A 21,850-nucleotide genomic window follows, 5' to 3' on the forward strand; every position below is an offset into this window, starting at 1 on the left:
ACGACCGCGAGGCGCCTCACTCTTCGGGTGATGACGGCTGCACCGCGCTATTCCGTTCCCGCGGGAGCGCTCAGCGTCACCCATCAGATCGGCGAGGCGCTCGTGCCCGTGCTCATGGGCCTCGCGATCGAGCGCGCCGTGTCGACCGGTGACCTCGGGCAGCTCATGCTCTGGCTCGGGCTGCTCGCCGTCGACTTCGCGCTGCTGTCGTTCTCCTGGCGCTTCGGCTCGCGCCTGGCCGAACTCGGCATGCTCGCCGTTCAGCACAGCCTGCGCACGCTCGTGACGGAGCGCCTGTTGCTGCGCGCATCCGGTGCCCGCCGTGCCTCAGACCAACCGGGCGTCGCCCTCTCGCTCGCCACCTCTGATGTGAACCGGCTTTCTTCGGCGGTGGAGATCGGCGTCTACCCGGTGGGGCAATTCGCAGCCGTGCTGTTCGGTGGCGGACTCTTGCTCGTGATCTCGTGGCCGCTGGGAATCGCCGTGCTCGTCGGGGCTCCGCTGCTGCTGTGGGTCACCGAACGGGCCGGACGCACGTTGCGCGACCGCAGCGGTGACGAGCAGGAGGCCGCAGCCGTCGCCGCGGGCCAGGCAGCGGACCTCATGACGGGCTACAGGGTGATCCGTGGAATCGGTGCCGAGGCCGAAGCGTCGCGGCGCTATAAGCAGACCAGCCGCGCCGCGCTCGCCAGCACGCTGCACGCTCGTCGCGCCGAGGGGGTGTTCGGCGGAACGATGGACGTGGCCAGCGGCCTCTTCTTGACCGGCATCGCCGTGGCTGCCGCGCTGAGTGCGGTCACCGGTGGCCTCGGACTCGGCGAGTTGATCGCTGTGGTCGGGCTGGCGCAGTTCCTCATCGATCCGTTGCAGTACGCGGCCCGCAATGCGGGGGCGCTGTGGGCCTCGGCGACGGCATCGTCGGCCCGTCTCCTCGCGCTGCTGCGCGAGGCAGATCCGGATGCGACGGGCGCCGCCCGAAGCAGGCGTCCCGCTGCCCGTGGCATCGGTCGCATCGGGGAGGGCGAACTCGTCGGTGTCGCGTCCGATGGCGTCGAGGCCCAGAGGGTGATCGCGGCGCTGCGGCAGACGCATCCGGATGCTCTGGCCGTGCCCAATGCGGCGCATCTCTTCACGGGAACGGTGTGGCAGAACGTCGCGTTGCCCGGAGTCGAGGCGACGCGCGCCCGGGCAGCACTCACCGCTGCGGGCTGCGACGAACTCCTCGATCTCTTGACGCAAGGCTGGGACAGTCCTGTCGGTGAGGGCGGCTCCGCACTGTCGGGAGGCCAGCGGCAGCGCGTCGCTCTCGCCCGCGCCTTGGCTCAGGATGCGCCGGTACTCGTGCTGAATGATCCGACGACGGCGGTCGACGCCGTCACCGAGGCGGGCATCGCTGACCGCCTGCGGTCGGAGCGCACCGGCAACCGCACGGTCCTGGTCACGCAGTCCCCGGCCCTACTCGCTATCGCCGACCGTGTGGTGCGCGTCGACAGCCCCGGCTCTCGCACGGGCTCCGCAGCGTGAGCGCCACGAGCTCCTCCGCGAGCGCATCCGGAGCCCGCCGAACTGCCGACCGGCTGCCGGTCGCCGACACTCGAACGGTCTGGCGAGAGGCCAGGCGCTCGCTCGCCGGTCGATGGTGGCAGCTCGCGGGTGTCGTCACTCTTCTGACGGGCGGCGCCGCTGCCGGCGTCGTGTCGCCACTCGCACTCGGAGCCGTTGTCGACATCGTCCAGTCGGGCCGCGCGTCTGGCGACCCGGCAGCCGTCTGGATGCTCGGCGGCTGGATGGCCGCATCCATTCTGCTGGCCGCGCTTCTGGGGGCGGCGGGAGTGATCGGGGCGTCGCGTCTGATCGAAGTAGCACTGGCCGATCTGCGGGAGCGGATGGTCGACACGGCGTTCCGTCTGCCGCAGTCGCGGGTCGAGGTCGCCGGCACAGGCGACCTCATCTCGCGAGCAGGCGACGATGTGGCGGTCGTCGCCGAGGCGATTCCGAGTGTGGTTCCCGCACTGGCGGGCTCGTTCTTCACGATCGCCGTGACGCTCGTGGGCATGGCCGTGATAGACCCCTGGTACGCGGTGGTGCTGCTTGTCGTGGTGCCCGTGCACGCACTGGCCGTGCGAGGCTACCTCCGACACGCTCCTCAGGTGTACGCGGGCGAGCGTGCGGCGGTGGCCGATCGGGCTCACCACCTGCTCGACAGCCTGCGGGGCCTCGAGTCTGTGCGCGCCTACGGTCTCGCCCCCGCGCACATCGTTCGGATCGCCCGCGTCTCATGGGCCGTCGCCGGCTGGACCATGCGCGCCCGCGCCATCCAGAACGTGTTCTTCGCGCGTCTGAACCTGGCCGAGCTGCTCGGCATGGGCGGACTGCTCGTGGTGGGTTTCGTTCTCGTGTCGAACGGTTCGGGCAGCATTGGAGGCACGACGGCCGCAATGCTGCTGTTTCTGCGACTGTTCGGGCCCATCAACGAACTGCTCTTCGTGGTCGACGAGTTGCAGTCGGCACTAGCCTCGCTCGGTCGCATCGTGGGCGTGATCACGTGCGCTCCGCAGCGGCGGCCCTCGCGCGTCGAGAGCGCCGCGTCGGCGGGCACCGTGCGTCTGACGGGCGTGGCCCACTCCTATATAGAGGGCCACGACGTGCTGAGTGACATTCACTTCGAGCTGTCGCCGGGCGAGACCGTCGCGGTCGTTGGCGCGTCGGGCGCGGGCAAGAGCACCCTCGCGGCGCTCGTCGCCGGAGTTCACGAGCCGACCGAGGGCTCGGTTGAGCAGGAGTGTTCGGTCGTGCTGGTCACGCAAGAGGTTCACGTATTCGACGCGACCCTGCGGGCGAACCTCACGGTGGCGCGAGCCGATGCCACGGACGAGGCCGTTGTGGATGCGTTGGCCCGGGTCGGCGCAACGCCTCTCGTCTCGAGACTGGCTAGCGGGCTCGACGAGCCGCTCGGCTCGTCGGGCACGACGCTGACACCGGCGGAGGCGCAGCAGCTCGCCCTGGCGCGGGTGCTCCTGGCAGATCCGGAGTTGGTCATTCTCGACGAGGCGACCGCCGAGGGCGGATCCCGCGACGCCGACAGGCTCGACCGAGCGGCAGCCGAGGTGGGGCGCGGTCGAACCGTGCTCATCGTGGCCCACCGACTCAGCCAGGCCGCCACGGCCGATCGAGTGATCCTGATGCACGACGGCCGCATCCATGAGCAGGGCTCGCACGCCGAGCTGGTCGCGGCCGGAGGCGGCTATGCCCGCCTCTGGCGAGCCTGGTCGCGTGAAGGCGAGGCGTAGGCCCTGGTACCGTGACTCGATGCCATCCAAGCGCGAGATCACCGAGTTCTCCGATGAGCCGGCCGCCGGCAACCCCTGGGTCGTCGAGCCCATGCCCGCGACGATCGACCTCATCGAATACGACTCGGAATGGCCTTCGCAAGCCGCAGAGATCAGCGAGCGACTCAACGATGTTCTCGGCCTCCGGGCTCTCCGCATCGATCACGTCGGTTCGACCGCCGTAGAAGGCCTGCCCGCCAAACCGGTCATCGACATCGACGTCACGGTCGCCGACCCCGCCGACGAGGCGGGCTATGTACGAAGCCTGCAGGACGCGGGATTCGTTCTCACCGTGCGCGAGCCCTGGTGGCACGAGCATCGTCTGTTCCGGGGCGGCCACAGGCCAGACGATCGCGTCGCACCGACCGACGGCGGGCCCGCCACCAACATCCATATCTTCGGACCCGACAGCCCTGAACTCATCAAGCATCTCGTCTTCCGCAACTGGCTCCGCTCTAGCGCGAGCGATCGCGAGCTGTACGCCGACACGAAACGCGCCGCCGCCGCCGCGCAGCGGGAGGACGATGCGGTCATGGACTACAACGCGAGAAAGCAGGCCGTGATCCTCGAGATCTACGAACGTGCGTTCCGCGCATCCGGATTTCTGAGCTGACGCAGACTCGATGGTCTATATACAAGGAGCGCCCATGGATTTCTCTGAGGCCCAGGCCGATGTGCGGCGCGTCTACCGCGCCGGCTTTCCCGGCCCCGCGGTATCGGCCGTGGTCTGGGCCGCTTCCAACGCCGTCTTCCTCTGGGGTTCGGCGACGGCGGGCATGCTCGTGCTCTTCGTGGGCGGCATGCTGATCTTTCCCTTGACCACTCTTGTTCTCTCGGTCATGGGCGGCCCGGCATCCTTGCCCAAGGGTCATCCGTCGACATCCCTTGCGATGCAATCGGCTTTCACCGTGCCCTTCGGCCTGCTCGTCGCGATTGTTCTGGGAGCGTACGAGCCCGCTCTGTTCTTTCCGGCGTCGCTCATCATCGTCGGAGCCCACTATCTGGTGTTCGTGTCGCTGTATGGAATGCGCCTCTTCGCGGTTCTCGCCGCAGTTCTGATAGCTCTCGGAACGCTCGTGCTGTTCCTGCTTCCGTCGCTCGGAGGCATCAGCGGCTGGCTCGGCGCTGCCGTCTTCGCGATCTTCGCGGTGATCCTCTTTCGCGCGGCGCGCGCCCACTAGGCGTTCAGGGCCCGCCGCACTTCCGAGGCGAGCCGCGGAACCGTCTCCTCCTCGAACCATGGGTTACGCGAACGCCATCCCCTCGCCAACGGCGACGGATGAACCAGCGGAAAGAACGGCAGAAACGACTCGGCCGCCCGCACCGTCTCGGTCACGGACTGTCGCTTCTGCCCGTGCAGGTAGTACCGCTGCGAATACGCACCCACCAGCACCGTGAGGCGCACGTCGGTCAGCGCGCCGATGATGCGCGGATGCCACAGCGGAGCGACCTCGGGTCGAGGCGGCAGGTCGCCGCTCGGCCCCTTGCCCGGAAAGTAGAAGTCCATGGGCAGCAGCGCGAACTTCTCGGGGTCGTAGAACGTCGCATCCGTCACGCCCAGCCATGATCGCAGCAGCCGCCCGCTCACATCGCTCCAAGCCAGGCCCGTCTCCTGCGCGACTCGGCCCGGAGCCTGGCCGATGACCAGCACGCGAGCGCGCGCGGATCCGGTGAACAGGGGCTCCCACCCCTGTTTCGTTGCCCATGCATTCGACGGGTCCCCGATGATCTCCTCACGAATGAGCTCGAACTCATCCACGGGTCGCGATGTCACCACTCGATCTTCGCATTCGCGGATCAGAAGAAGAGGTCTTGGAGGAGGTTGTAGAACCCGAAGAGAGCCAGCAAGGCGCCGATGATCCACCACCAGTCAGCTCGACGGGCGAGCCTGCGCCCGTGGGACGCAACGCCCTCTCGCCTAGCGTAATTCGGAACGGCCGCGCCTTCCGGCCATGCCGCGCCACCGGCATCCAGACGCTCATCACGCCACCGCGCCCACTGCCTCACCCTCTGCGACAGCGCCTCGACGGTAGAGAGAAGCTGCTTCCAGAGTTCGGGATCGAGAGTCGACAACTCGCCCTGCGCGTAGAGGAACAGGTAGTCATCGACGATCTCGATATCGAACGAAGCGGCGTTGTCGATGAACCGCGCCATGATGTCGGGCGTGAAGAGGTAGAGGGCGTCGGCTTCGTAGCCCGCCGGGCAGTAGAGGGCGAAGTGCCGATCGAAGTCTCCCTCGAGCGACAATCGCTGCCGGGCCGCTAGGGCCACGGGTAACGCTGCTCTGCCCCAAGAGTTGTTCTTCTGGGCATCGAGAACGATGTTGGGCAGCGGCGTAGTCAGGCGCAGCGCGACGTAACCCCACCGGTGCACTGTCCTGTTCTTTCCCGATCCGACGACCGAGGTGTGGTTCGCGATAATCGTCGGCGCCTCGCCGTCACGGCTCACCATGTCGGTTGAATACGACGACGACTGCCCCTCGCGCTCAAAGATCATGCCCGGAAGCCACGGCCGCTCAACCCGCGGCGAGTAGCTGAACGAATTGGCCCGAGCGAACTCGGCTATGCGAAACTGCCTCACTCCGTTGCGCTGCCGCAGAGCCCTGACGAGGAGTGTGATCGCGACGACGGGCATGGTGATGACCGGCACAAACGCCAGGATGCTCGACAGGCCCTTATCGCGCAGGATGAACTGATCGACACCGATCGCCGTGAGCAGCGCGATCATGAAGACAAAAGGAACAGCGATGAGGGCGACAGGCAGAAGCACCGTCACCAACTTCGGCCGCACCGTGGAGGGCAGTGTGCGCCGGAAGGCCCGGAGTGCCCGGCGGTCGATGCGATCAGCCAGCGGCCTGGTATCCAGAGTCACCCGACCACATTAGTTGCAGCGATGCGGGGTGGTGTGTGGAAAGCAAAAGGCCGGACAGGGATTTCTCCCGATCCGGCCTTCATTCGTTCGCGTGCGCGAGGGGGGACTTGAACCCCCACGCCCTTTCGAGCACTGGCACCTGAAGCCAGCGCGTCTGCCAATTCCGCCACTCGCGCGAACTTAGAGAGATTAGCACGAAGCGGCGGCGTGAGGGAATTCGGAGTCGCTTGTAAAGGAGGACAAGCTTCTTGCCGGAGACGAGTCCTCGAGGCACAGCCTCGGATTCACGCACCTTCGTGCGAATCGGAGCAGAAATGTCCTCAGTTGGCCCTCGGACTCGTCCCTTCACTTGTGCAGGTGCAGGCTAAAGACGCACATATCGAGCAACACGCCGCCAGCGGCACTCGACTCGCCCGCATATCCACCGATTCGTGCTCCATTGGCCCGTTTCGAGGGGCCATGACCAACCGCTGAACCTCAAAGTGCCACCCGACCCGCAGCCGTGCTTTTAAGAGGTACGAAATCCACCGGGCAACAGGCCCAGAACGCGTACTAGGTGGATTTGCACGCAACACAAGTAACATCTACCTGAGCGTCGCCGCCCGGACTGTGGCGTGCGCGCAAGAAATAGGGAGACACGTGGGACTGCTGGACAACTTCGAGAAGGGTCTCGAGCGTGCCGTCAACGGCGCATTCGCCAAGACCTTCCGCTCGGGGCTGGCGCCGGTCGAGATCACCTCTGCCCTGCGCCGCGAGCTCGACACCAAGGCCGCCGTCATCTCGCGCGACCGCATTCTCGTGCCCAACTCGTTCCGCGTCATCCTGGCCCCCGGCGACTACCAGCGCATGCAGGCCATCGGCCCTACACTCAGCGACGACCTCATCCAGTTCGTTCAGACCCACGCCAAGCAGCAGGGCTACCAGTTCGCCGGTGGCATCTCGATGGACCTCGTGCAGAACCCACGCCTCACCGACGGCCTCGTGCAGATCGAATCGGCCAACGCGGCCGGAGAGGTCACCTGGACCCCTGTGCTCGACGTGGCCGGCAAGCGCTACCCGATCACCTCTTCGCGCACCGTGATCGGGCGGGGCTCGGATGCCGACATCACCATCGACGATCCCGGCACCTCGCGCAAGCACGTCGAGATCCTGTGGGACGGCAAGCGCGCCCAGGTCAAAGACCTCGGCTCCACGAACGGATCGCAACTCAACGGCGTCGCCGTCTCGAAGGCCGCGCTCGAGCCCGAGTCCGTCATCCAGATCGGCCGTACCCGCATCGTGTTCCGCGTTCTCGCGCAGTCGGCCAGCGTCGACCAGTACTCCGATCTGCGCACTCAGCGCCAAAGCCGCGCGCCCGAGCCCTTCCGCGAGCAGCGCCCGCTGCCACCGCGCCCCGATCGGCCCCGGCACGACCCGGGTGGCTTCTGGAGGGACAACAGTTGAGTGAACTCACCCTTCTGATCCTGCAGTTCGCGTTCCTCGCCCTTCTCTGGATCTTCGTCTTCGTCGTGGTCTACGCCATGCGCAGCGATCTCTTCGGTCGCCGAGTCAAGAAACTTCCGGATGCGCAGGCCGCCGGCGCGGCCGGCTTCCCCACGGCGGCCCCGGCCGCCGCCGTGAGCACAAACGCCCCGCCCCGCCAGCAGGCGCCCGTTCCCCAATCGAAGGTGCCCACCTTCACCCCCCTCGAAGGCTCCTCAGCGGGAACTCATCCCCGCGCGACCACCGGTAACGCGTCGCGCCTGGTCATCACCGCCGGCACGAAGAGCGGCACCGAGATCCCCCTCGGCACCATGCCGCTCACCATCGGCCGCTCGACCGACTCGAGCGTCGTCATCCGCGACGACTACACCTCCACCCACCACGCCAGGCTCATGGTGTGGAACGAGGAGTGGATGCTTCAGGATCTCGACTCCACGAACGGAACCTTCCTCGACGGCAAGCGCGTCACCTCTCCGGTGAACGTTCCACTCAATACGCCCATCAAGATCGGCGCGACCAGCTTCGAGTTGCGGCGCTAACCGATGGCCCTCGTCACATCGAGCGCCGCCATCTCCCATGTCGGCAAGATCCGCTCGAACAACCAGGACTCCGGGTTCGCCGGGCAGTCTCTGTTCGCGGTGGCCGACGGAATGGGCGGCCACGCGGGCGGCGACGTCGCATCCGCTCTCGCCATCACGCGCCTGCGCGAGATCGACGGCGAGTACGGGTCGGCTGTCGACGCAGAATTCGCCCTGCAGGAGGCCATCGTCGCGGCCAACGCGATCCTGGCAGAGACCGTGTTCGAGCATCCAGAACTTACAGGCATGGGCACCACGCTCTCGGCTCTCGTGCGCGTCGGTCAGAGCGTGGCCCTCGCCCACATCGGCGACTCGCGCGTCTACCGATTTCGCGACGGCACTCTGACTCAGATCACCGCCGACCACACCTTCGTACAGCGGCTCGTCGACTCGGGTCGCATCACGGCCGAGGAGGCCAAGACCCACCCGCGACGCTCGGTTTTGATGCGCGTGCTCGGCGACGTCGATTCGACACCGGACGTCGACCTGCAGGTCATGGACACACGTCCCGGCGATCGGTGGCTGATCTGCTCAGACGGCCTCACCGGGGTCGTCGACAACGACCACATCTCGGAGGCCCTGGCCAGCGAGATGACGCCGGCCGAGGTCGTGTCCGACCTGGTCAAGCAGGCTCTCGACGGCGGTGCGCCCGACAACGTCACCATCGTGGTCGTCGACATCAACTCCTCGTTCGACGAGCACGGTGTCGAGCCTGTCACCGTCGGCTCCGCGTCTAAACCCGTCGCCTTCGAGGGCACCCTGGGTCGCCGCGTCTCGCGACTGCCCGGCCTGCGCCTTCACCAGCGCGGCCCCGCAGACCCCAGCCACTTCGAGCCCGAGTCGGAGGACTACCTCGACGAGCTCATCGAAGAGAACCAGCGTCGCTCACGGCGACGCAAGACAGCATGGCTGGCCGGCGCCCTCGTGGTCATCCTCGCCATCGCGGCTGCCGCTTTCGCCGGCTACAAGTGGACACAGACCCGCTACTACGTCGGCGATGTCGACGGACAGGTCGCCATCTTCCACGGCGTGCAGCAGAGCGTCGGGCCGATCGCCCTGTCGGAGGTCTACCAGACCACCGACATCCAACTCGACGATCTGCCGTTCTACACCCAGGAGCAGGTGCGTGACACCATCAGCGCCGACTCGGTGAAGGCCGCCCTCGAGATCGTGAAGCGCCTCGGCGCCGCAGTCGAACCAGAGCCGACGCCCACTCCCACGCCCACCCCGTCTGTCACCCCGGCACCCGAAGCACCGGCGGCCCCCGTTGGCTGATGTGAACGGATCGTCTCCCGTGATCGAGGCCTCGCCGCGGGTTCCGGATGCCGGTCGCGGCATCCGTCGCATCCGCGTGCCCCAGAAACTCCGCAACCTCGAGCTGTTCCTGCTCGTCGTCGCCTGCGGAATCAACGCGTTCGCCGTCGTGCTCGTGCAACTCGGGGCGATCGGCACCGTGGACTCGACGGTCATCACTCTCTGCGCAAGCCTGTCGGTGCTCGTGCTGGGCATGCACTTCGCGCTGCGCTACGTGGCGCCGAACGCCGACCCGTTCATCCTGCCCGTCGCCTCAATTCTCAACGGCATCGGCATCGCCGTGATCTACCACATCGACCTCATCAACGGCGATACGGGATGGGATTCGACCGCCATCAGGCAGGTCGTGTGGAGCGCGATCGCCCTTATCTGCGCGATCGCCGTCGTCGTCATCATTCGCAATCACCGCGTGCTGCAGCGCTACACCTACGTCTTCATGTTCGCGGCCTTTGTTCTGCTGCTGCTCCCGATGCTCCCGGGAGTCGGACAGGAGATCTTCGGCGCCCGCGTGTGGATCCACATCGGGCCGTTCTCGTTCCAGCCCGGCGAGATCGCCAAGATCCTGCTCGCGATCTTCTTTGCCGGCTTCCTCGTGCAGCGCCGCGACACCCTGTCACTCGTCGGACGCAAGATCCTCGGCGTGCGCTTTCCCCGGGCACGCGACCTCGGCCCCATCCTCGTGATCTGGGCACTCTCGATGTCGGTCATCGTCTTCCAGCGAGACCTCGGAACGGCTCTGCTCTACTTCGGCCTCTTCGTGGTCATGCTCTACGTCGCCACGGGCCGCACGAGCTGGATCCTGCTCGGAGGCGGTTTGTTCCTCGCCGGCGCGATCATCGCGAGCCAGACCCTCACCTACGTCAACGACCGCTTCAGTGCGTGGCTCGACCCGTTCAGCCAGAAGAACTACGGCGAAGACGGCGGCAGCTTCCAACTCGTGCAGGGAATCTTCGGTCTCGCCAACGGTGGATTGATCGGCACCGGCCTCGGTCGGGGCCGCCCCGACATCACACCCCTGGGGCAGAGCGACTTCATCATCTCGTCGATCGGTGAGGAGCTCGGACTCGCGGGGATCTTCGCGATCCTCTGCCTGTACCTGCTGCTCATCGCGCGCGGTCTGCGCATCAGCTTCGCGGGACATGACGACTTCGGTCGGTTGCTCGGCGTCGGACTCTCTTTCGTGATCGCCCTGCAGTGCTTCGTCGTGATCGGTGGAGTCACCCGGGTCATCCCCCTCACAGGCCTCACGACACCGTTCCTGGCCTCCGGAGGCTCATCCCTGATGGCCAACTGGATCATCGTCGCGCTGTTGCTTCGCCTGTCGGACACAGTTCGCAACCAGCCAAGGCTGGTGATCTAGTCCGATGAGCAAAGAACTCAAACGCGTTGCGATCGTCGTTCTGCTGATGTTCGGGGCACTCTTCATCGCGACCACGAGCATCCAGTTCTTTCAGACGGATACCCTCGCCGCGGACACCCGGAACACGCGCGCCCTCTACGCCAGCTACGACGCCGAGCGCGGGCCGATCCTGGTCGACGGCCAGCCGATCGCCATGTCGGTCCCCATCGACGACGACTACAAGTTCCTGCGCACATACACGAACGGCCCGCTGTACAGCCAGGTCACCGGCTACTACACGCTGGGCCAAGGCTCGACGGGCATCGAGAACTCTCTCGGCGACTACCTGTCGGGCACCGCCGATTCCCAGTTCCTCGCACGCATCAACAGCATCATCACGGGGCAGAAGCCCAAGGGCGCGTCCGTCGAGTTGACCATCGACCCGGTGGTTCAGCAGGCCGCATGGGATGCGCTGGGCGATCTCAAAGGCTCCGTCGTCGCCATCGAGCCGTCGACCGGTCGCATCCTGGCCATGGTGTCCAAGCCCTCGTTCGACCCGAACACCCTCGCCGTGCACGACAAACAGGCCGTGACAGACACATATAGGACGTTGATCGACACACCGGGCGATCCTCTGATCAACCGCTCGATCGACGGCAACCTGTATCCGCCGGGATCGACGTTCAAGATCGTCACCTCGTCGGCCGCCCTCGAAAGCGGCATCGCAGCCACCGACACGCAACCGAACCTCTCGCGCTTCCCCCTGCCAGGATCGACCAACACGGTCTCGAATGCCGGCGGCGGAACCTGCGGCGGCGGCGACACAGTCTCTCTCGAGACTGCCTTCGTCCTCTCGTGCAACATCCCCATGGCCGAGTTCGGCGTGCAGATGGGCGACAGCACCCTCGTCGACAAGGCGAAGGCCTTCGGGTTCGACAAAGAACTCGACATACCGATGGCCGTGCAGCCCAGCACCATTCGCTCGCCCATGACCGATGACAAGCTCGCGCTGTCTTCATTCGGTCAGGACGAAGACAGGGTCACTCCTCTGCAGGTCGCGATGTTCTCCGCCGCAGTCGCGAACAAAGGAACCATCATGAAACCGAACCTGGTCGACTCCATCACGGCGCCCGATCTGACGGTGTTGCAGCAGTTCGAACCCAAGGTCTTCGCCGACCCGATCACCTCTGCAACATCTTCGACACTTTCGCAGTTCATGGTCTCTGCGGTCGAGAATGGCGCGGCCACTAATGCAAGAATAGATGGGGTCAGCGTGGCCGGTAAGACAGGCACGGCGGAGAACGGCGAAGACGATCCGTACACTCTCTGGTTCACCGGTTTCGCCCCCGCAGACAACCCTCGGGTAGCCATCGCGGTAGTGGTGGAAGACGGCGGAGGCGAAAACCAATCCGGCTCGGGGAACTCCATCGCCGCGCCGATCGCAAAACAAGTACTTGAGGCGGTGCTGAGTAAATGAGACCCACAGCAGGGCTCACCTTCGGGGGGCGCTACGAACTCTCCAGTCGCATTGCGATCGGAGGCATGGGCGAGGTCTGGAAAGCCACCGACCTGGTCATCGGTCGGACCGTCGCGATCAAGATCCTCAAGGACGAATACCTCGGAGATCCGGGCTTCCTCGAGCGCTTCCGCGCCGAGGCGCGGCACGCCGCACTGGTAAACCACGAAGGCATCGCCAACGTCTTCGACTACGGAGAAGAAGAGGGCAGCGCCTACCTCGTCATGGAACTCGTTCCCGGCGAGGCGCTCTCCACCATCCTCGAGCGCGAGCATGTGCTCTCGACCGACCGCGTGCTCGACATCGTGGCGCAGACCGCGTCTGCACTGCAGGCCGCACACGCCGCGGGCCTCGTTCACCGAGACATCAAGCCGGGCAACCTCCTGATCACTCCCGATGGCCGGGTCAAGATCACCGACTTCGGCATCGCGCGCATCGCCGATCAGGTTCCCCTCACCGCCACGGGTCAGGTCATGGGAACGGTGCAGTACCTGTCGCCCGAGCAGGCGTCGGGTCAGTCGGCATCGCCGACCACCGACGTGTACTCGCTCGGAATCGTCGCTTACGAATGCCTCGCCGGCAAGCGTCCATTCACCGGCGAATCGCAGGTCGCCATTGCCATGGCACAGATCAACGAGACGCCTCCCGATCTGCCGATCACGGTGGCGGAGCCGGTGCGCAACCTGGTTCTCTCGTGCATCGCCAAGAAGCCCGAAGACCGTCCGTCATCGACCGCCAACCTCGCCCGCGCCGCCACGGCCCTGCGTCGTGGCGACATCGCGGCTGCGGCCGCCGCAGTACCGGCGGTTCTCGGCGGACGAGCCGCCCCGCAGACCCAGGCCACCAGCCTGATGCCGACGGCCAACACTGTCGCCTACGGCGCGACGCAGGCCACGACCGTGATCGGTGCGGCCGGTGGCGTCGACGGGCTCCCGCCCATCGACGCAGAAGGCGCCACTGGCGTCGAAGAAAAGAAGAAGAAGCGCAGCCCCTGGACGTGGCCACTCATCGTTCTCATCGCCATCCTCGTTCTCGTGTTGGGCGGAATCATCACCGCGCTGGTCATCGGCCAGAACGGATCGAACAACGTTCCGGTGACGACGAGCTCCTCGGCTCCCCCCACCAAAGACACGCCGACTCCCAAACCCAGCACCCCCACTCCGACACCGACGGCGAACACTGTCGCGATCCCCGAGAGCGAACTCGTCGGCAAGACGTTCGACGAGGCGGCGGCCATCCTCGACGGGCTCAACTTCGAACTGAGCGCATCGAACGTCACGGGAACTGCGGCAACCTCCGCGGAGCAGGTAGGAACCGTCTACAAAGTGAACCCGGTCGGCAACGTCCAGCGCGGAACCAAGATCGAACTCACCGTCTATGGCCCGCTGCCCACGGTGAACGCGCCTACGACGGCACCGAAGCTCGTCAGCGTCGATGCTCCGACTCCTCCGCCCTCTGGCCAGGTTCCTGCGGGCACCGGTTCGTTCACGGTCTCGTGGAGTGCGTACAGCTGCCCGTCGGGAACCAGCCTCGGCGCGTACTCGATCGTGGCCACCAACGCCACGGTTCTGAGCGAGCCGGGCATCGGCACCCAGGCCACTCTTCAGGCAACCGCCGCCGGCCCGGTGACGGTCGCCTACACCGTCACCTGCTCCGGAATCGTCTCGCCCGCATCCCCTGCGCTCAGTCTCACGGCGCAGGCGCCGCCTACCACCGCGCCGAACGGCAACGGAAACGGCACGGGGAACGGCACCGGCACCGGCGGCTGAGTCACAACCAGCCTGTGCACCTAGACTGAGAAGCCCCCGCCCCACCGACCATGGAGTATCACTGTGACCGATGAACATCGCCTGCTTGCCGGGCGGTATCGAATCGGAGAAGTCATCGGCCGCGGGGGCATGGCCAATGTCTACTCAGGAAGAGACGAGCGACTCGGGCGACAGGTAGCGATCAAGCTCCTGCGCTCGTCTCTGGCGAGCGATCCGGTGTTCCGCACGCGGTTCAAGCAGGAGGCTCAGGCCGCGTCACGCATGGCGCACCCCACTATCGTGCGCGTGTTCGACGCGGGCGAAGAGAAGGTACGCGAACCCGGCGGCTTCGAAGGCGTCGTACCGTTCATCGTCATGGAGTACGTCGAGGGACGTCTGCTCAAGGACATCATCAAAGAGGGTCCGGTCGCGCCCGCCGAGGCGATCCGCATCACCGAGGGAATCCTCACCGCGCTCGAGTACTCGCACCGTGCAGGGGTCGTCCACCGCGACATCAAGCCCGGCAACATCATGCTCACCACCTCTGGCCAGGTCAAGGTCATGGACTTCGGTATCGCCCGCGCGATCTCCGATTCATCCGCAACCGTGGCGCAGACGACCGCGATCCTGGGCACTGCGCAATATTTCTCGCCCGAGCAGGCGCGGGGCGAGTCCGTCGACGCGCGCACCGACCTCTACTCGACCGGTGTCGTTCTGTTCGAGTTGCTGACGGGCCAGGCTCCCTTCCGCGGCGACACGCCCGTGGCCGTGGCCTATCAGCATGTAAGCGAGACCCCTCCGGTACCGTCGTCGATCAACCCCGCCATCTCGCCCGCGATCGATCGCGTCGTTCTTCACGCGCTCACCAAAGACCGTTTCTCCCGTTTCCAGTCGTCGGCCGAGTTCCGCTCCGATCTCCAGGTCGCCGGCGCGGGCAAGATTCCCTCGAAGCGTCCACCGGTCGAAGACTTCCAGTCGTCGCTCTTCGGAGCCCCTCCGAGCCTGACCGCCGCATCAGATTCTGCTCTCACGCAGCTCGCCGGCGACGACGACTACGCGGTCCGCACGCAGTCGAGGCCGCCCGTGGTGTGGATCTGGGCGGGAATCGCCAGCGTCGCGGTGATCATCATCGCTATCGTCTTCTGGATCTTCACGCTCCAGCCCACGACGATCGTTCCCAACAACTCGATCACGGTGCCCAATGTGGCCGGCCAGACGTTCGATGCGGCTGACAGCACGTTGCAACAGGTGGGCCTCGTGACAGCCCGCCAAGACATCTTCGACCCTGATATTCCGGAGGGTCGTGTCATCCGCACCGACCCCGAGCCAGGAACGGTACTGAACCAGAACTCCGACCTGGTGATCGACGTCTATGTCTCTCTGGGCAAGCAGACCGTGTCGATTCCGGATGAGACGGGCAAGCCCGACGCGGAGGCGACGCAGGCTCTCACCGCTTTGGGACTGAGCGTGGGCACCACGACGAAAGAGAACCACGCCACGGCTCCGACCGATACGGTCATCCGCACGACTCCCGCAGCGGGCACCGCGAGCTTTGTCGGAGACTCGGTGGACCTCGTGATCTCGTCTGGACTCGTCACTGTTCCCGACGTCACGGGCCAGCCGCTCAACGTGGCGAGCACGACCCTGCAAGACCTCGCCCTTCAGGTGAGCGTCGATGGAGATCCTGGCTGCAAGACCGTCGCAGGAAACCCGGTTTCGGGCCAGTCGGTCGCGGCGGGAGATGCCCCACAGAAGTCGGCCATCGCCATCCGGTATTGCACAGGCGCGTAGCGCCCGACGCAGCCCTTCGTCTAGCTCGTGCGCATGAGCGGGCTGAGGCTACGCGCCGCTTCTGGCGCGCCCTCAAGACCCGCGGCACCGAGCCAGTTGCCGAGCATGCGGTAACCGCCCTCGGTCAGAACCGACTCGGGGTGGAACTGCACCCCGAATACCGGCGCCTCTGCATGGCGGAGACCCATGATGACGCCACCCTTCGTACGGCTCGTCACGATGAGCTCAGCAGGCACCGTTCCGTCGACGACGGCGAGGGAGTGGTATCGCGTAGCCGTGAAGGGATCGGACACACCGTCGTAGAACGAGCTGCCGTCGTGCTCGATGAGGCTCGTCTTGCCGTGCATCAATTCGTCGGCGTACGTCACCGTGGCGCCGAGCGCTTCAGCGATGGCCTGATGCCCTAGGCAGACACCGAGGAGCGGTGTACCCGAGGCGAGCGCCGCGTACACAACGGGAATGGAGACGCCCGCGTCGTGCGGAGTACCCGGACCGGGCGAGACGAGAACGGCGTCGTAGTCCGCGATGCGCGCGGAGGCGTCGGCCGACGAGAAGTCGTCGTTGCGCACGACCTCGGTCTCGGCCCCGAGCTGCAGGAGGTATCCGTTCAGCGTGTAGACGAAGCTGTCGTAGTTGTCGATGACGAGAACGCGCGTCATCGGTCGACGGTGACTTCCTGCGTGGGGGTGATCAGCACGTCGATCCACGGGAAGACCCAGGCGGCGAGCACGAAGACGACCGCAGCGACCATGATCAGAACGAAAACGATGCGCAGCCACACGGGCCCGGGCAGAACTCTCCAGAGAGCGGCGTACATATCAGTTCCCCGATCCGACGACAGATGCGATCTCAGCGGGCGGTCCAGCAGAACGGGGCTGCCACGACTCGAATGCTCCGTAGGCGATGATGCGCTCCGATGCGATGTACAGCGGATTGCAGCTCGTGAGCGTGATCAGGCGGTCGACGGCGGTCGCACCCTCCACCTGGGGAACCGGATCGATGACGCCCACGCCGTACGGAGTCACGTATTCCGTGTCGCGGTAGCGGTAGGTGTACCAGCCGTCTTGCGTCTCGACGTAGATGGGATCACCGATCTGCAGTTCGTTGATCTTGATGAACGCGCTGCCCCATCCGTCGCGGTGAGCGGCGACGGCGAAGTTACCGACCTCACCCGGCATCTGGGTGTCTTCGTAGTGGCCGGCGCCTCCCTTATTGAGCACCGTATGCGGGTCGACTCCCTCAGAGATCGTTCGCTTGAAGTCGGCGCCAAACCGGGGAACGTAGAGAATCGCGAAATCGCTGCCGGCCGACGGTGAACCCATGACGGCGGGATCGCCGTAGTTCACGGGTGCCGCAGCGGCATCCGGCGTGGTGGGAGTGGGGGTCGGGGTCGTTCCGGTGACGACCGGGAGCTTCCAGTCGTCGGCCAGGGACGAAGCGTCGGACGTTTGCTCGTTGGTCAACACGATGCTGTTCCACCACAGCTGCCACCCCAGGAACAGGAGCACGAACACGCCCGCCGTAATCAACAGCTCGCCGAAAACCCCCACCACTTTCGTCGCGAAAGTGCGCTTCACCGGTGGGCGCGGTGCCGTCTTGGCGGCACGATTCTTCGACCTCGACGGGCGAGCGGATGCGGCTTCGCCGTCGGCGACCGCAGGTTCGTCGCCGGATGCGGGCGGCACGGAGGCGGCGACGTCGTCCAGATCCGAATGAGGGGTGGTCGACGCGGCGGGTGTGGGCTCCCCCGTCTGGGCAGCGTCGGGCTGCTGCGTCGACTCGGGTTGCTGCGTCGACGAGGACGAGTTCTTCAACGCTTCTTGCTCGGCTTTTCGCGCCTCGCGACGTGACAGAGGCGTGGCATCAGAACCTGGCTGAATATCCCCCGGCTGGTATTCGGTCATTGTTGCATTGTAAGCGGTCGATGCGGGCCTTTGCCCTGACAGCCAAGCCGTTACTAAGCATTCCGGGCTAGAATCTCCCCTATGGCCCGCGAGAAGACCCGTTCACCCCGTTCCGAAGTCGCAAAGACTGCTACCCGAAGCGGAGATGAGTCGACCAAGCCGAACCCGGTGTGGTTCAAGCCGGTCATGTTCGGCTTTATGCTCGTCGGTCTCGCCTGGATCATCACGTTCTACGTGAGCCAGGCCAAGTTCCCGATCGCCGACCTGGGCGGCGGCAACATTCTCATCGGATTCGGAATCGCCTTCATCGGCTTCCTGATGACCACTCGGTGGCGCTGACCAGTTCTTCTCCACTGCCTGTGGATAACTAGGAATTACATCCGTGTAATTATCCCCAACTGTGGATAACCCTGTTAATAACTTCTGCAGCAGGGCGCGGAAAGTCGCCTAGGCGATAGCTTTGACGACGGTGAGGGCGATGAGCCCGACGCCCGTGGCCACCAGAAGCAACATCTGGGTGTTCTTCTGACGCACGTTTCGGGTCTTCGTGAAGATCAGCCCGATCAGAGCGCCGACGGCTAGGCCGCCGAGATGGGCCTGCCACGCGATGCCGAAGCCCGGGATGAAACCGATGACGAGGTTGATGCCGACCAAGACGAGCAGCTGAATGTTGTTGCCGCCGAAATGGCGCTGGATGACGAAGAACGCGCCCATCAGCCCGAAGATAGCGCCAGACGCACCCACGACGGGTTGAGCCGGCGACGCGATCAGATCGACCGCGACCGAGCCACCGAGGCCGGCCAGGAGATAGAGCGCGAGGTAGCGCGCGCGCCCCAACGTGTGCTCGAGCATCTGCCCGAAGATGAACAGCGCGTACATGTTGAACAGGAGATGCAGGATGCCGCCGTGCATGAAGATCGACGTGATCATGCGCCACGGCTCGAGTGGAAACCCGAGCGCCGGCTGCGTATACGCGCCCGCATACTGCAGCGCCTGCGTGACGGTCGACCCGATGCCGGGGACGCTCTGCAGAATGAAGAAGAAGGCGGTCACGCCGATCAGGGAGTAGGTGACGACCGGTTGCGTCGATGTGCTGCGAAAGGCCGTGACGAAACGCGGTTTGGGGCGGGGAGGCCGGTTAGCTCGTGCACAGTCGACACAGTGCACGCCGACGGCCGCCTGCACCTGACATTCGGGACACACGGTCTTGCCGCAACGCTGGCAGAGAATGTAGCTCTGTCGCCCGGGATGCCGATAACAGAAGTTATCGGCATCCACTGGAGCCTGTGACACCCGCGTTCGCCTCTATCTCGTAGAAGAAGCTCAGACCGCTTCGATGGTGACGCTCTCGACAACGACGCTGTCGAGGGGGCGGTCGCCCGCGTCGGTTGCGACGGCGCCGATCTTCTCGACGATGCGCTTGGACTCGTCATCGGCGACCTCGCCGAAGATGGAGTGCTTGGCCTGCAGCCAGGTCGTCGGGCCCGTCGTGATGAAGAACTGCGATCCGTTGGTGCCGTGGCCACCGCGCTGGCCTGCGTTGGCCATGGCCAGAACGTAGGGCTGCGTGAAGTTGAGCTCGGGGCTGATCTCATCGTCGAAGGCGTAACCGGGGCCGCCGGTGCCCTGTCCGATGGGGTCGCCGCCCTGGATCATGAATCCCGGGATGATGCGGTGGAAGATGGTGCCGTCGTAGAGCTTGTCTTTGGAGACCTTGCCGGTCTGCGGGTGGGTCCACTCGATCTCGCCGGTGGCGAGGCCGACGAAGTTGGCGACCGTCTTCGGCGCGTGGTTGCCGAAAAGGTTGACCTTGATGGCGCCGTGGTTGGTGGTGAACGTTGCTACGTGGGTGTGTGCGGGCATGTATTGATTCTCCCATACACCCTCAGACATCCAGACGAGGCACAGGGTATGTGCGGGTGATCGCCAGGGCAAGCCGTGCGCGCCGAGTGGTGCGCGTGGCAAGATTAGGGGGAACCGCGCTCGTTCCGCTGATGGAGGTTTTCAATGAGTCTTACTCGCAAGCGTCGCAAGGCGCTCAAGAAGTTGAAGGGCAGTGCTGAAGAGCTTTGGCTCGACCAGCAAGAGATCCTTGATCGCGCAAACCAGATCGCCCGCGTCGCCGCGGGTCACGCCTCCGACCTGACGCGTGAAGAAGTCGTGCCTCGCGTTCGCGGTGCCGTTGACTCGATCGGCCCGGTCATCGGCCGCAATGTCGCCGGAGCCAAGCTCGCAGCGCAGGAGGTGCGCAGCCGTTTCGCCCACGACGTGCTTCCCTCGGTCGGCACAGCTCTCGGGTCCGCCGCCACCGTGCTGCACGTGGCCAACAATCCGACGGTCAAGCGAGCAATCGCCAAGACGCAGCCCAAGAAGGCTCCGGTCGGCGGCATCGTCGCAATCGTCTTCGGTGTCGTCGCAGCGGTTGGTGTCGGATACGCGCTGTGGCAGACGCTGCGCGCCGATGACGAGCTCTGGATCGCCGACGACGAGGCAGTCTCGGAGACGCCCGCCGGCTAGGCATCACCCCAGCTAGAACGACAAGAGCGGCATCCCACTCGGGGTGCCGCTCTTGTCGTTCCTGTGGCTCGCCGGCGTGATCTCAGCCTGCTCCGCGGAGTTTCGAGGCGGAGCTCATCCGGATACCGATGTCGACGAGGTCGACACGGTCGAGTGTCGCGACGTCGTCGAGCGCGAACCATGCAGCCTCGTCGGTACTGCCGTCGGTCTCGTTGGTGAGATCGCCGTCGACCACCTCCGCCGTGTAGACCACCCGCAGCGCGTGCAGGGGCACTCCTGAGCCGCTTATCCGCTGCTCCGCGGGGATGACCTTGGAGTCGACGCCGATCAGGTCACCGAGCTGCGCCCTGTAGCCGGTCTCCTCGGCGATCTCGCGTATGGCGGCGTCGGCCGGATCTTCACCCGGATCGATGCCGCCCCCGGGCAACGTCCACCCCGAGTAGTCACCCGCGCGCCAGTGGGCCAGCAGAATGAACCCGTCGCGAACGATGACGGCATAGGCGGCGACACGGATATCCATGACTCAGATGTCGTCCATCTGCTGTTTGAGGGCGGCGAGATCGACATCGATCAGAGTGCGGATGCGACGAGCTCGGTTGCGCGCGTAGTCAGCGTCTCTCACGGGTGGTGTCGGAAGGGTGTCCAGACGCATCTCGACGGCCCCGCCCAGGTCGGCCCAAGCATCCTGTCTGGCCGTCTCGACGATCTCGGCGACGTAATCGACGTCGTCTGCCAGGAGTCTCAGCCGGGCCGCCACACGGGAGTACACGGCGTGACGCAGGTCGAGACTGGCCAGGTCTTCGGGATGGTAGTCGTGCTCGTGCCTCACGCTGCCTCGTGCCCGGGCCGCACGCTCGCGCAGCACGTCTGTGACGCGATCGGCGTAGTCGGACTGCTCGGTCGCGAGACGCACCAGCGACTGCCTCACCTCGCGTGCCGTCACGTCGGCGTCGAACGGCTCATCGTGACGCAGAGCGGTGACGATGATGTGATTCTTCACGTCCATCACGACGGCGAAGCGGGCGATCAGCAGACCCTCGTCGACCGCACGCTGAACCGCTTCTTCAGAAACAGAAATGGCCTCGGACGAAGCCGACGGGCGCTTTCGCTTCCGATCGGATTTTCGCCTCAAGGCCATTTCGATCCACCAGTTTTATGGACTGCTGTTTGTTCACTGCGAATGATCTCGACTTCGTTGAGATCACTGCGGTGGAGCCTAGGAGAATCGAACTCCTAACCCCCTGCTTGCAAAGCAGGTGCTCTGCCAATTGAGCTAAGGCCCCGGTTGAGAAGGCTTCTTTCGAAGCATCTCGTGGGGGTACGTGGACTTGAACCACGGACCTCTTCGTTATCAGCGAAGCGCTCTAACCGCCTGAGCTATACCCCCGGATGGGCAGATAGTAGGTTATCCCACCTGCACCTGTTTCCCCAAACCGAGCGAGCTCGAATGGGGAGAATCCG

At 65.4% G+C, this 21,850-nt stretch carries 22 protein-coding genes and 3 tRNA genes; 13 read left to right on the forward strand and 12 right to left on the reverse strand.

Annotated elements, in window-relative coordinates:
• Positions 1 to 30 precede the first annotated feature (30 nt).
• From CCK87_RS17365 to CCK87_RS17380, 4 genes are read left to right on the forward strand one after another with little or no spacing between them, the layout of a single operon-like run.
• Complete coding sequence (locus CCK87_RS17365) at positions 31 to 1,524, forward strand: ABC transporter ATP-binding protein (protein ID WP_170927341.1); 1,494 nt, start codon at positions 31 to 33, stop codon at positions 1,522 to 1,524.
• Positions 1,521 to 3,290, forward strand: coding sequence for an ABC transporter ATP-binding protein (locus CCK87_RS17370; RefSeq protein ID WP_249273969.1), 1,770 nt, complete (start codon positions 1,521 to 1,523; stop codon positions 3,288 to 3,290). Before CCK87_RS17365 ends, CCK87_RS17370 begins: the two co-directional genes overlap by 4 nt.
• Positions 3,291 to 3,309: 19 nt before the next feature.
• Complete coding sequence (locus CCK87_RS17375) at positions 3,310 to 3,942, forward strand: GrpB family protein (protein WP_086462689.1); 633 nt, start codon at positions 3,310 to 3,312, stop codon at positions 3,940 to 3,942.
• 34 nt (positions 3,943 to 3,976) lie between these two features.
• Complete coding sequence (locus tag CCK87_RS17380; protein ID WP_086462690.1) at positions 3,977 to 4,510, forward strand: hypothetical protein; 534 nt, start codon at positions 3,977 to 3,979, stop codon at positions 4,508 to 4,510.
• On the opposite strand, the gene CCK87_RS17385 is transcribed toward CCK87_RS17380, so the two are convergent.
• The 3 genes from CCK87_RS17385 to CCK87_RS17395 form a co-directional block, all read right to left on the reverse strand.
• Positions 4,507 to 5,103, reverse strand: coding sequence for a uracil-DNA glycosylase family protein (locus tag CCK87_RS17385; protein ID WP_249273970.1), 597 nt, complete (start codon positions 5,101 to 5,103; stop codon positions 4,507 to 4,509). The two genes, CCK87_RS17380 and CCK87_RS17385, sit on opposite strands and share 4 nt — an antisense overlap.
• Before the next feature lie 23 nt (positions 5,104 to 5,126).
• Positions 5,127 to 6,200, reverse strand: a complete 1,074-nt coding sequence (locus tag CCK87_RS17390) for a hypothetical protein (RefSeq protein WP_086462692.1) — start codon at positions 6,198 to 6,200, stop codon at positions 5,127 to 5,129.
• A 92-nt stretch (positions 6,201 to 6,292) separates the two neighbouring features.
• Positions 6,293 to 6,376, reverse strand: a tRNA-Leu gene (locus tag CCK87_RS17395).
• A gap of 463 nt (positions 6,377 to 6,839) precedes the next feature.
• On the opposite strand from CCK87_RS17395, the gene CCK87_RS17400 reads away from it, so the two are divergent.
• From CCK87_RS17400 to pknB, 7 genes are all read left to right on the forward strand, one after another.
• Complete coding sequence (locus CCK87_RS17400) at positions 6,840 to 7,643, forward strand: DUF3662 and FHA domain-containing protein (RefSeq protein WP_086462693.1); 804 nt, start codon at positions 6,840 to 6,842, stop codon at positions 7,641 to 7,643.
• A complete protein-coding gene (locus CCK87_RS17405; RefSeq protein ID WP_086462694.1) occupies positions 7,640 to 8,221 on the forward strand; it encodes an FHA domain-containing protein in 582 nt (193 codons plus the stop codon). The genes CCK87_RS17400 and CCK87_RS17405 overlap by 4 nt, the downstream gene beginning before the upstream one ends.
• Before the next feature lie 3 nt (positions 8,222 to 8,224).
• Positions 8,225 to 9,535, forward strand: a complete 1,311-nt coding sequence (locus CCK87_RS17410) for a PP2C family serine/threonine-protein phosphatase (RefSeq protein ID WP_086462695.1) — start codon at positions 8,225 to 8,227, stop codon at positions 9,533 to 9,535.
• Between the two features lies 1 nt (position 9,536).
• The gene (locus tag CCK87_RS17415) at positions 9,537 to 10,934 is read left to right on the forward strand and encodes an FtsW/RodA/SpoVE family cell cycle protein (protein ID WP_249273971.1); all 1,398 of its coding nucleotides are present in this window, start codon (positions 9,537 to 9,539) and stop codon (positions 10,932 to 10,934) included.
• Positions 10,935 to 10,938: 4 nt separating this feature from the next.
• A complete protein-coding gene (locus tag CCK87_RS17420; RefSeq protein WP_086462696.1) occupies positions 10,939 to 12,390 on the forward strand; it encodes a penicillin-binding protein 2 in 1,452 nt (483 codons plus the stop codon).
• Positions 12,387 to 14,198, forward strand: a complete 1,812-nt coding sequence (locus CCK87_RS17425; RefSeq protein WP_086462697.1) for a protein kinase — start codon at positions 12,387 to 12,389, stop codon at positions 14,196 to 14,198. The genes CCK87_RS17420 and CCK87_RS17425 overlap by 4 nt, the downstream gene beginning before the upstream one ends.
• A gap of 63 nt (positions 14,199 to 14,261) precedes the next feature.
• The gene (gene pknB, locus CCK87_RS17430; RefSeq protein ID WP_140162919.1) at positions 14,262 to 15,968 is read left to right on the forward strand and encodes a Stk1 family PASTA domain-containing Ser/Thr kinase; all 1,707 of its coding nucleotides are present in this window, start codon (positions 14,262 to 14,264) and stop codon (positions 15,966 to 15,968) included.
• 20 nt (positions 15,969 to 15,988) lie between these two features.
• On the opposite strand, the gene CCK87_RS17435 is transcribed toward pknB, so the two are convergent.
• The 3 genes from CCK87_RS17435 to CCK87_RS17440 are packed head-to-tail and all read right to left on the reverse strand — an operon-like array spanning position 15,989 to position 17,872.
• Complete coding sequence (locus CCK87_RS17435) at positions 15,989 to 16,627, reverse strand: gamma-glutamyl-gamma-aminobutyrate hydrolase family protein (RefSeq protein WP_086462698.1); 639 nt, start codon at positions 16,625 to 16,627, stop codon at positions 15,989 to 15,991.
• Positions 16,624 to 16,785, reverse strand: a complete 162-nt coding sequence (locus CCK87_RS18410) for a hypothetical protein (protein ID WP_170927342.1) — start codon at positions 16,783 to 16,785, stop codon at positions 16,624 to 16,626. Before CCK87_RS18410 ends, CCK87_RS17435 begins: the two co-directional genes overlap by 4 nt.
• A gap of 1 nt (position 16,786) precedes the next feature.
• Positions 16,787 to 17,872, reverse strand: a complete 1,086-nt coding sequence (locus CCK87_RS17440) for a class E sortase (RefSeq protein WP_249273972.1) — start codon at positions 17,870 to 17,872, stop codon at positions 16,787 to 16,789.
• Positions 17,873 to 17,953: 81 nt separating this feature from the next.
• Here CCK87_RS17440 and CCK87_RS17445 point away from each other — a divergent pair, with 81 nt between their 5' ends.
• Positions 17,954 to 18,211 carry a cell division protein CrgA gene (locus CCK87_RS17445; protein WP_044440925.1) on the forward strand — a complete coding sequence of 86 codons (258 nt, stop codon included), beginning with the start codon at positions 17,954 to 17,956 and terminating at the stop codon, positions 18,209 to 18,211.
• A 108-nt stretch (positions 18,212 to 18,319) separates the two neighbouring features.
• Here the strand turns inward: CCK87_RS17445 and CCK87_RS17450 are convergent, their stop codons facing one another.
• Positions 18,320 to 18,925 carry a rhomboid family intramembrane serine protease gene (locus CCK87_RS17450; protein WP_349290001.1) on the reverse strand — a complete coding sequence of 202 codons (606 nt, stop codon included), beginning with the start codon at positions 18,923 to 18,925 and terminating at the stop codon, positions 18,320 to 18,322.
• 270 nt (positions 18,926 to 19,195) lie between these two features.
• On the reverse strand, positions 19,196 to 19,735 hold the full coding sequence (locus CCK87_RS17455; RefSeq protein ID WP_085488083.1) for a peptidylprolyl isomerase: 540 nt from the start codon (positions 19,733 to 19,735) through the stop codon (positions 19,196 to 19,198).
• 144 nt (positions 19,736 to 19,879) lie between these two features.
• Between CCK87_RS17455 and CCK87_RS17460 the strand changes: the two genes are divergently transcribed.
• On the forward strand, positions 19,880 to 20,389 hold the full coding sequence (locus CCK87_RS17460) for a hypothetical protein (RefSeq protein ID WP_086462700.1): 510 nt from the start codon (positions 19,880 to 19,882) through the stop codon (positions 20,387 to 20,389).
• 82 nt (positions 20,390 to 20,471) lie between these two features.
• Here CCK87_RS17460 and CCK87_RS17465 read toward each other — a convergent pair whose 3' ends face one another.
• The 4 genes from CCK87_RS17465 to CCK87_RS17480 all read right to left on the reverse strand — a co-directional run bounded on the left by CCK87_RS17465 (position 20,472) and on the right by CCK87_RS17480 (position 21,776).
• Positions 20,472 to 20,909 (reverse strand): NUDIX hydrolase, encoded by a 438-nt coding sequence (locus CCK87_RS17465; RefSeq protein ID WP_086462701.1) that lies wholly within the window; start codon positions 20,907 to 20,909, stop codon positions 20,472 to 20,474.
• A gap of 3 nt (positions 20,910 to 20,912) precedes the next feature.
• On the reverse strand, positions 20,913 to 21,527 hold the full coding sequence (locus CCK87_RS17470) for a hypothetical protein (protein ID WP_086462702.1): 615 nt from the start codon (positions 21,525 to 21,527) through the stop codon (positions 20,913 to 20,915).
• Between the two features lie 72 nt (positions 21,528 to 21,599).
• Positions 21,600 to 21,672, reverse strand: a tRNA-Ala gene (locus CCK87_RS17475).
• A gap of 30 nt (positions 21,673 to 21,702) precedes the next feature.
• Positions 21,703 to 21,776, reverse strand: a tRNA-Ile gene (locus CCK87_RS17480).
• Between the last annotated feature and the right edge of the window lie 74 nt (positions 21,777 to 21,850).

This window comes from Agreia sp. VKM Ac-1783 (genome assembly GCF_900177765.1).
GTDB lineage: Bacteria > Actinomycetota > Actinomycetes > Actinomycetales > Microbacteriaceae > Agreia.

What these genes read in the sequence shown, in the direction of transcription:
- CCK87_RS17365 (WP_170927341.1), top strand. Translation starts at nt 31, where the DNA reads ATGACGGCTGCACCGCGCTATTCCGTTCCCGCGGGAGCGCTCAGCGTC.
- CCK87_RS17375 (WP_086462689.1), top strand. Translation starts at nt 3,310, where the DNA reads ATGCCATCCAAGCGCGAGATCACCGAGTTCTCCGATGAGCCGGCCGCC.
- CCK87_RS17380 (WP_086462690.1), top strand. Translation starts at nt 3,977, where the DNA reads ATGGATTTCTCTGAGGCCCAGGCCGATGTGCGGCGCGTCTACCGCGCC.
- CCK87_RS17410 (WP_086462695.1), top strand. Translation starts at nt 8,225, where the DNA reads ATGGCCCTCGTCACATCGAGCGCCGCCATCTCCCATGTCGGCAAGATC.
- CCK87_RS17420 (WP_086462696.1), top strand. Translation starts at nt 10,939, where the DNA reads ATGAGCAAAGAACTCAAACGCGTTGCGATCGTCGTTCTGCTGATGTTC.
- CCK87_RS17425 (WP_086462697.1), top strand. Translation starts at nt 12,387, where the DNA reads ATGAGACCCACAGCAGGGCTCACCTTCGGGGGGCGCTACGAACTCTCC.
- CCK87_RS17435 (WP_086462698.1), bottom strand. Translation starts at nt 16,627, where the DNA reads ATGACGCGCGTTCTCGTCATCGACAACTACGACAGCTTCGTCTACACG.
- CCK87_RS18410 (WP_170927342.1), bottom strand. Translation starts at nt 16,785, where the DNA reads ATGTACGCCGCTCTCTGGAGAGTTCTGCCCGGGCCCGTGTGGCTGCGC.
- CCK87_RS17440 (WP_249273972.1), bottom strand. Translation starts at nt 17,872, where the DNA reads ATGACCGAATACCAGCCGGGGGATATTCAGCCAGGTTCTGATGCCACG.
- CCK87_RS17445 (WP_044440925.1), top strand. Translation starts at nt 17,954, where the DNA reads ATGGCCCGCGAGAAGACCCGTTCACCCCGTTCCGAAGTCGCAAAGACT.
- CCK87_RS17455 (WP_085488083.1), bottom strand. Translation starts at nt 19,735, where the DNA reads ATGCCCGCACACACCCACGTAGCAACGTTCACCACCAACCACGGCGCC.
- CCK87_RS17460 (WP_086462700.1), top strand. Translation starts at nt 19,880, where the DNA reads ATGAGTCTTACTCGCAAGCGTCGCAAGGCGCTCAAGAAGTTGAAGGGC.
- CCK87_RS17465 (WP_086462701.1), bottom strand. Translation starts at nt 20,909, where the DNA reads ATGGATATCCGTGTCGCCGCCTATGCCGTCATCGTTCGCGACGGGTTC.
- CCK87_RS17470 (WP_086462702.1), bottom strand. Translation starts at nt 21,527, where the DNA reads ATGGCCTTGAGGCGAAAATCCGATCGGAAGCGAAAGCGCCCGTCGGCT.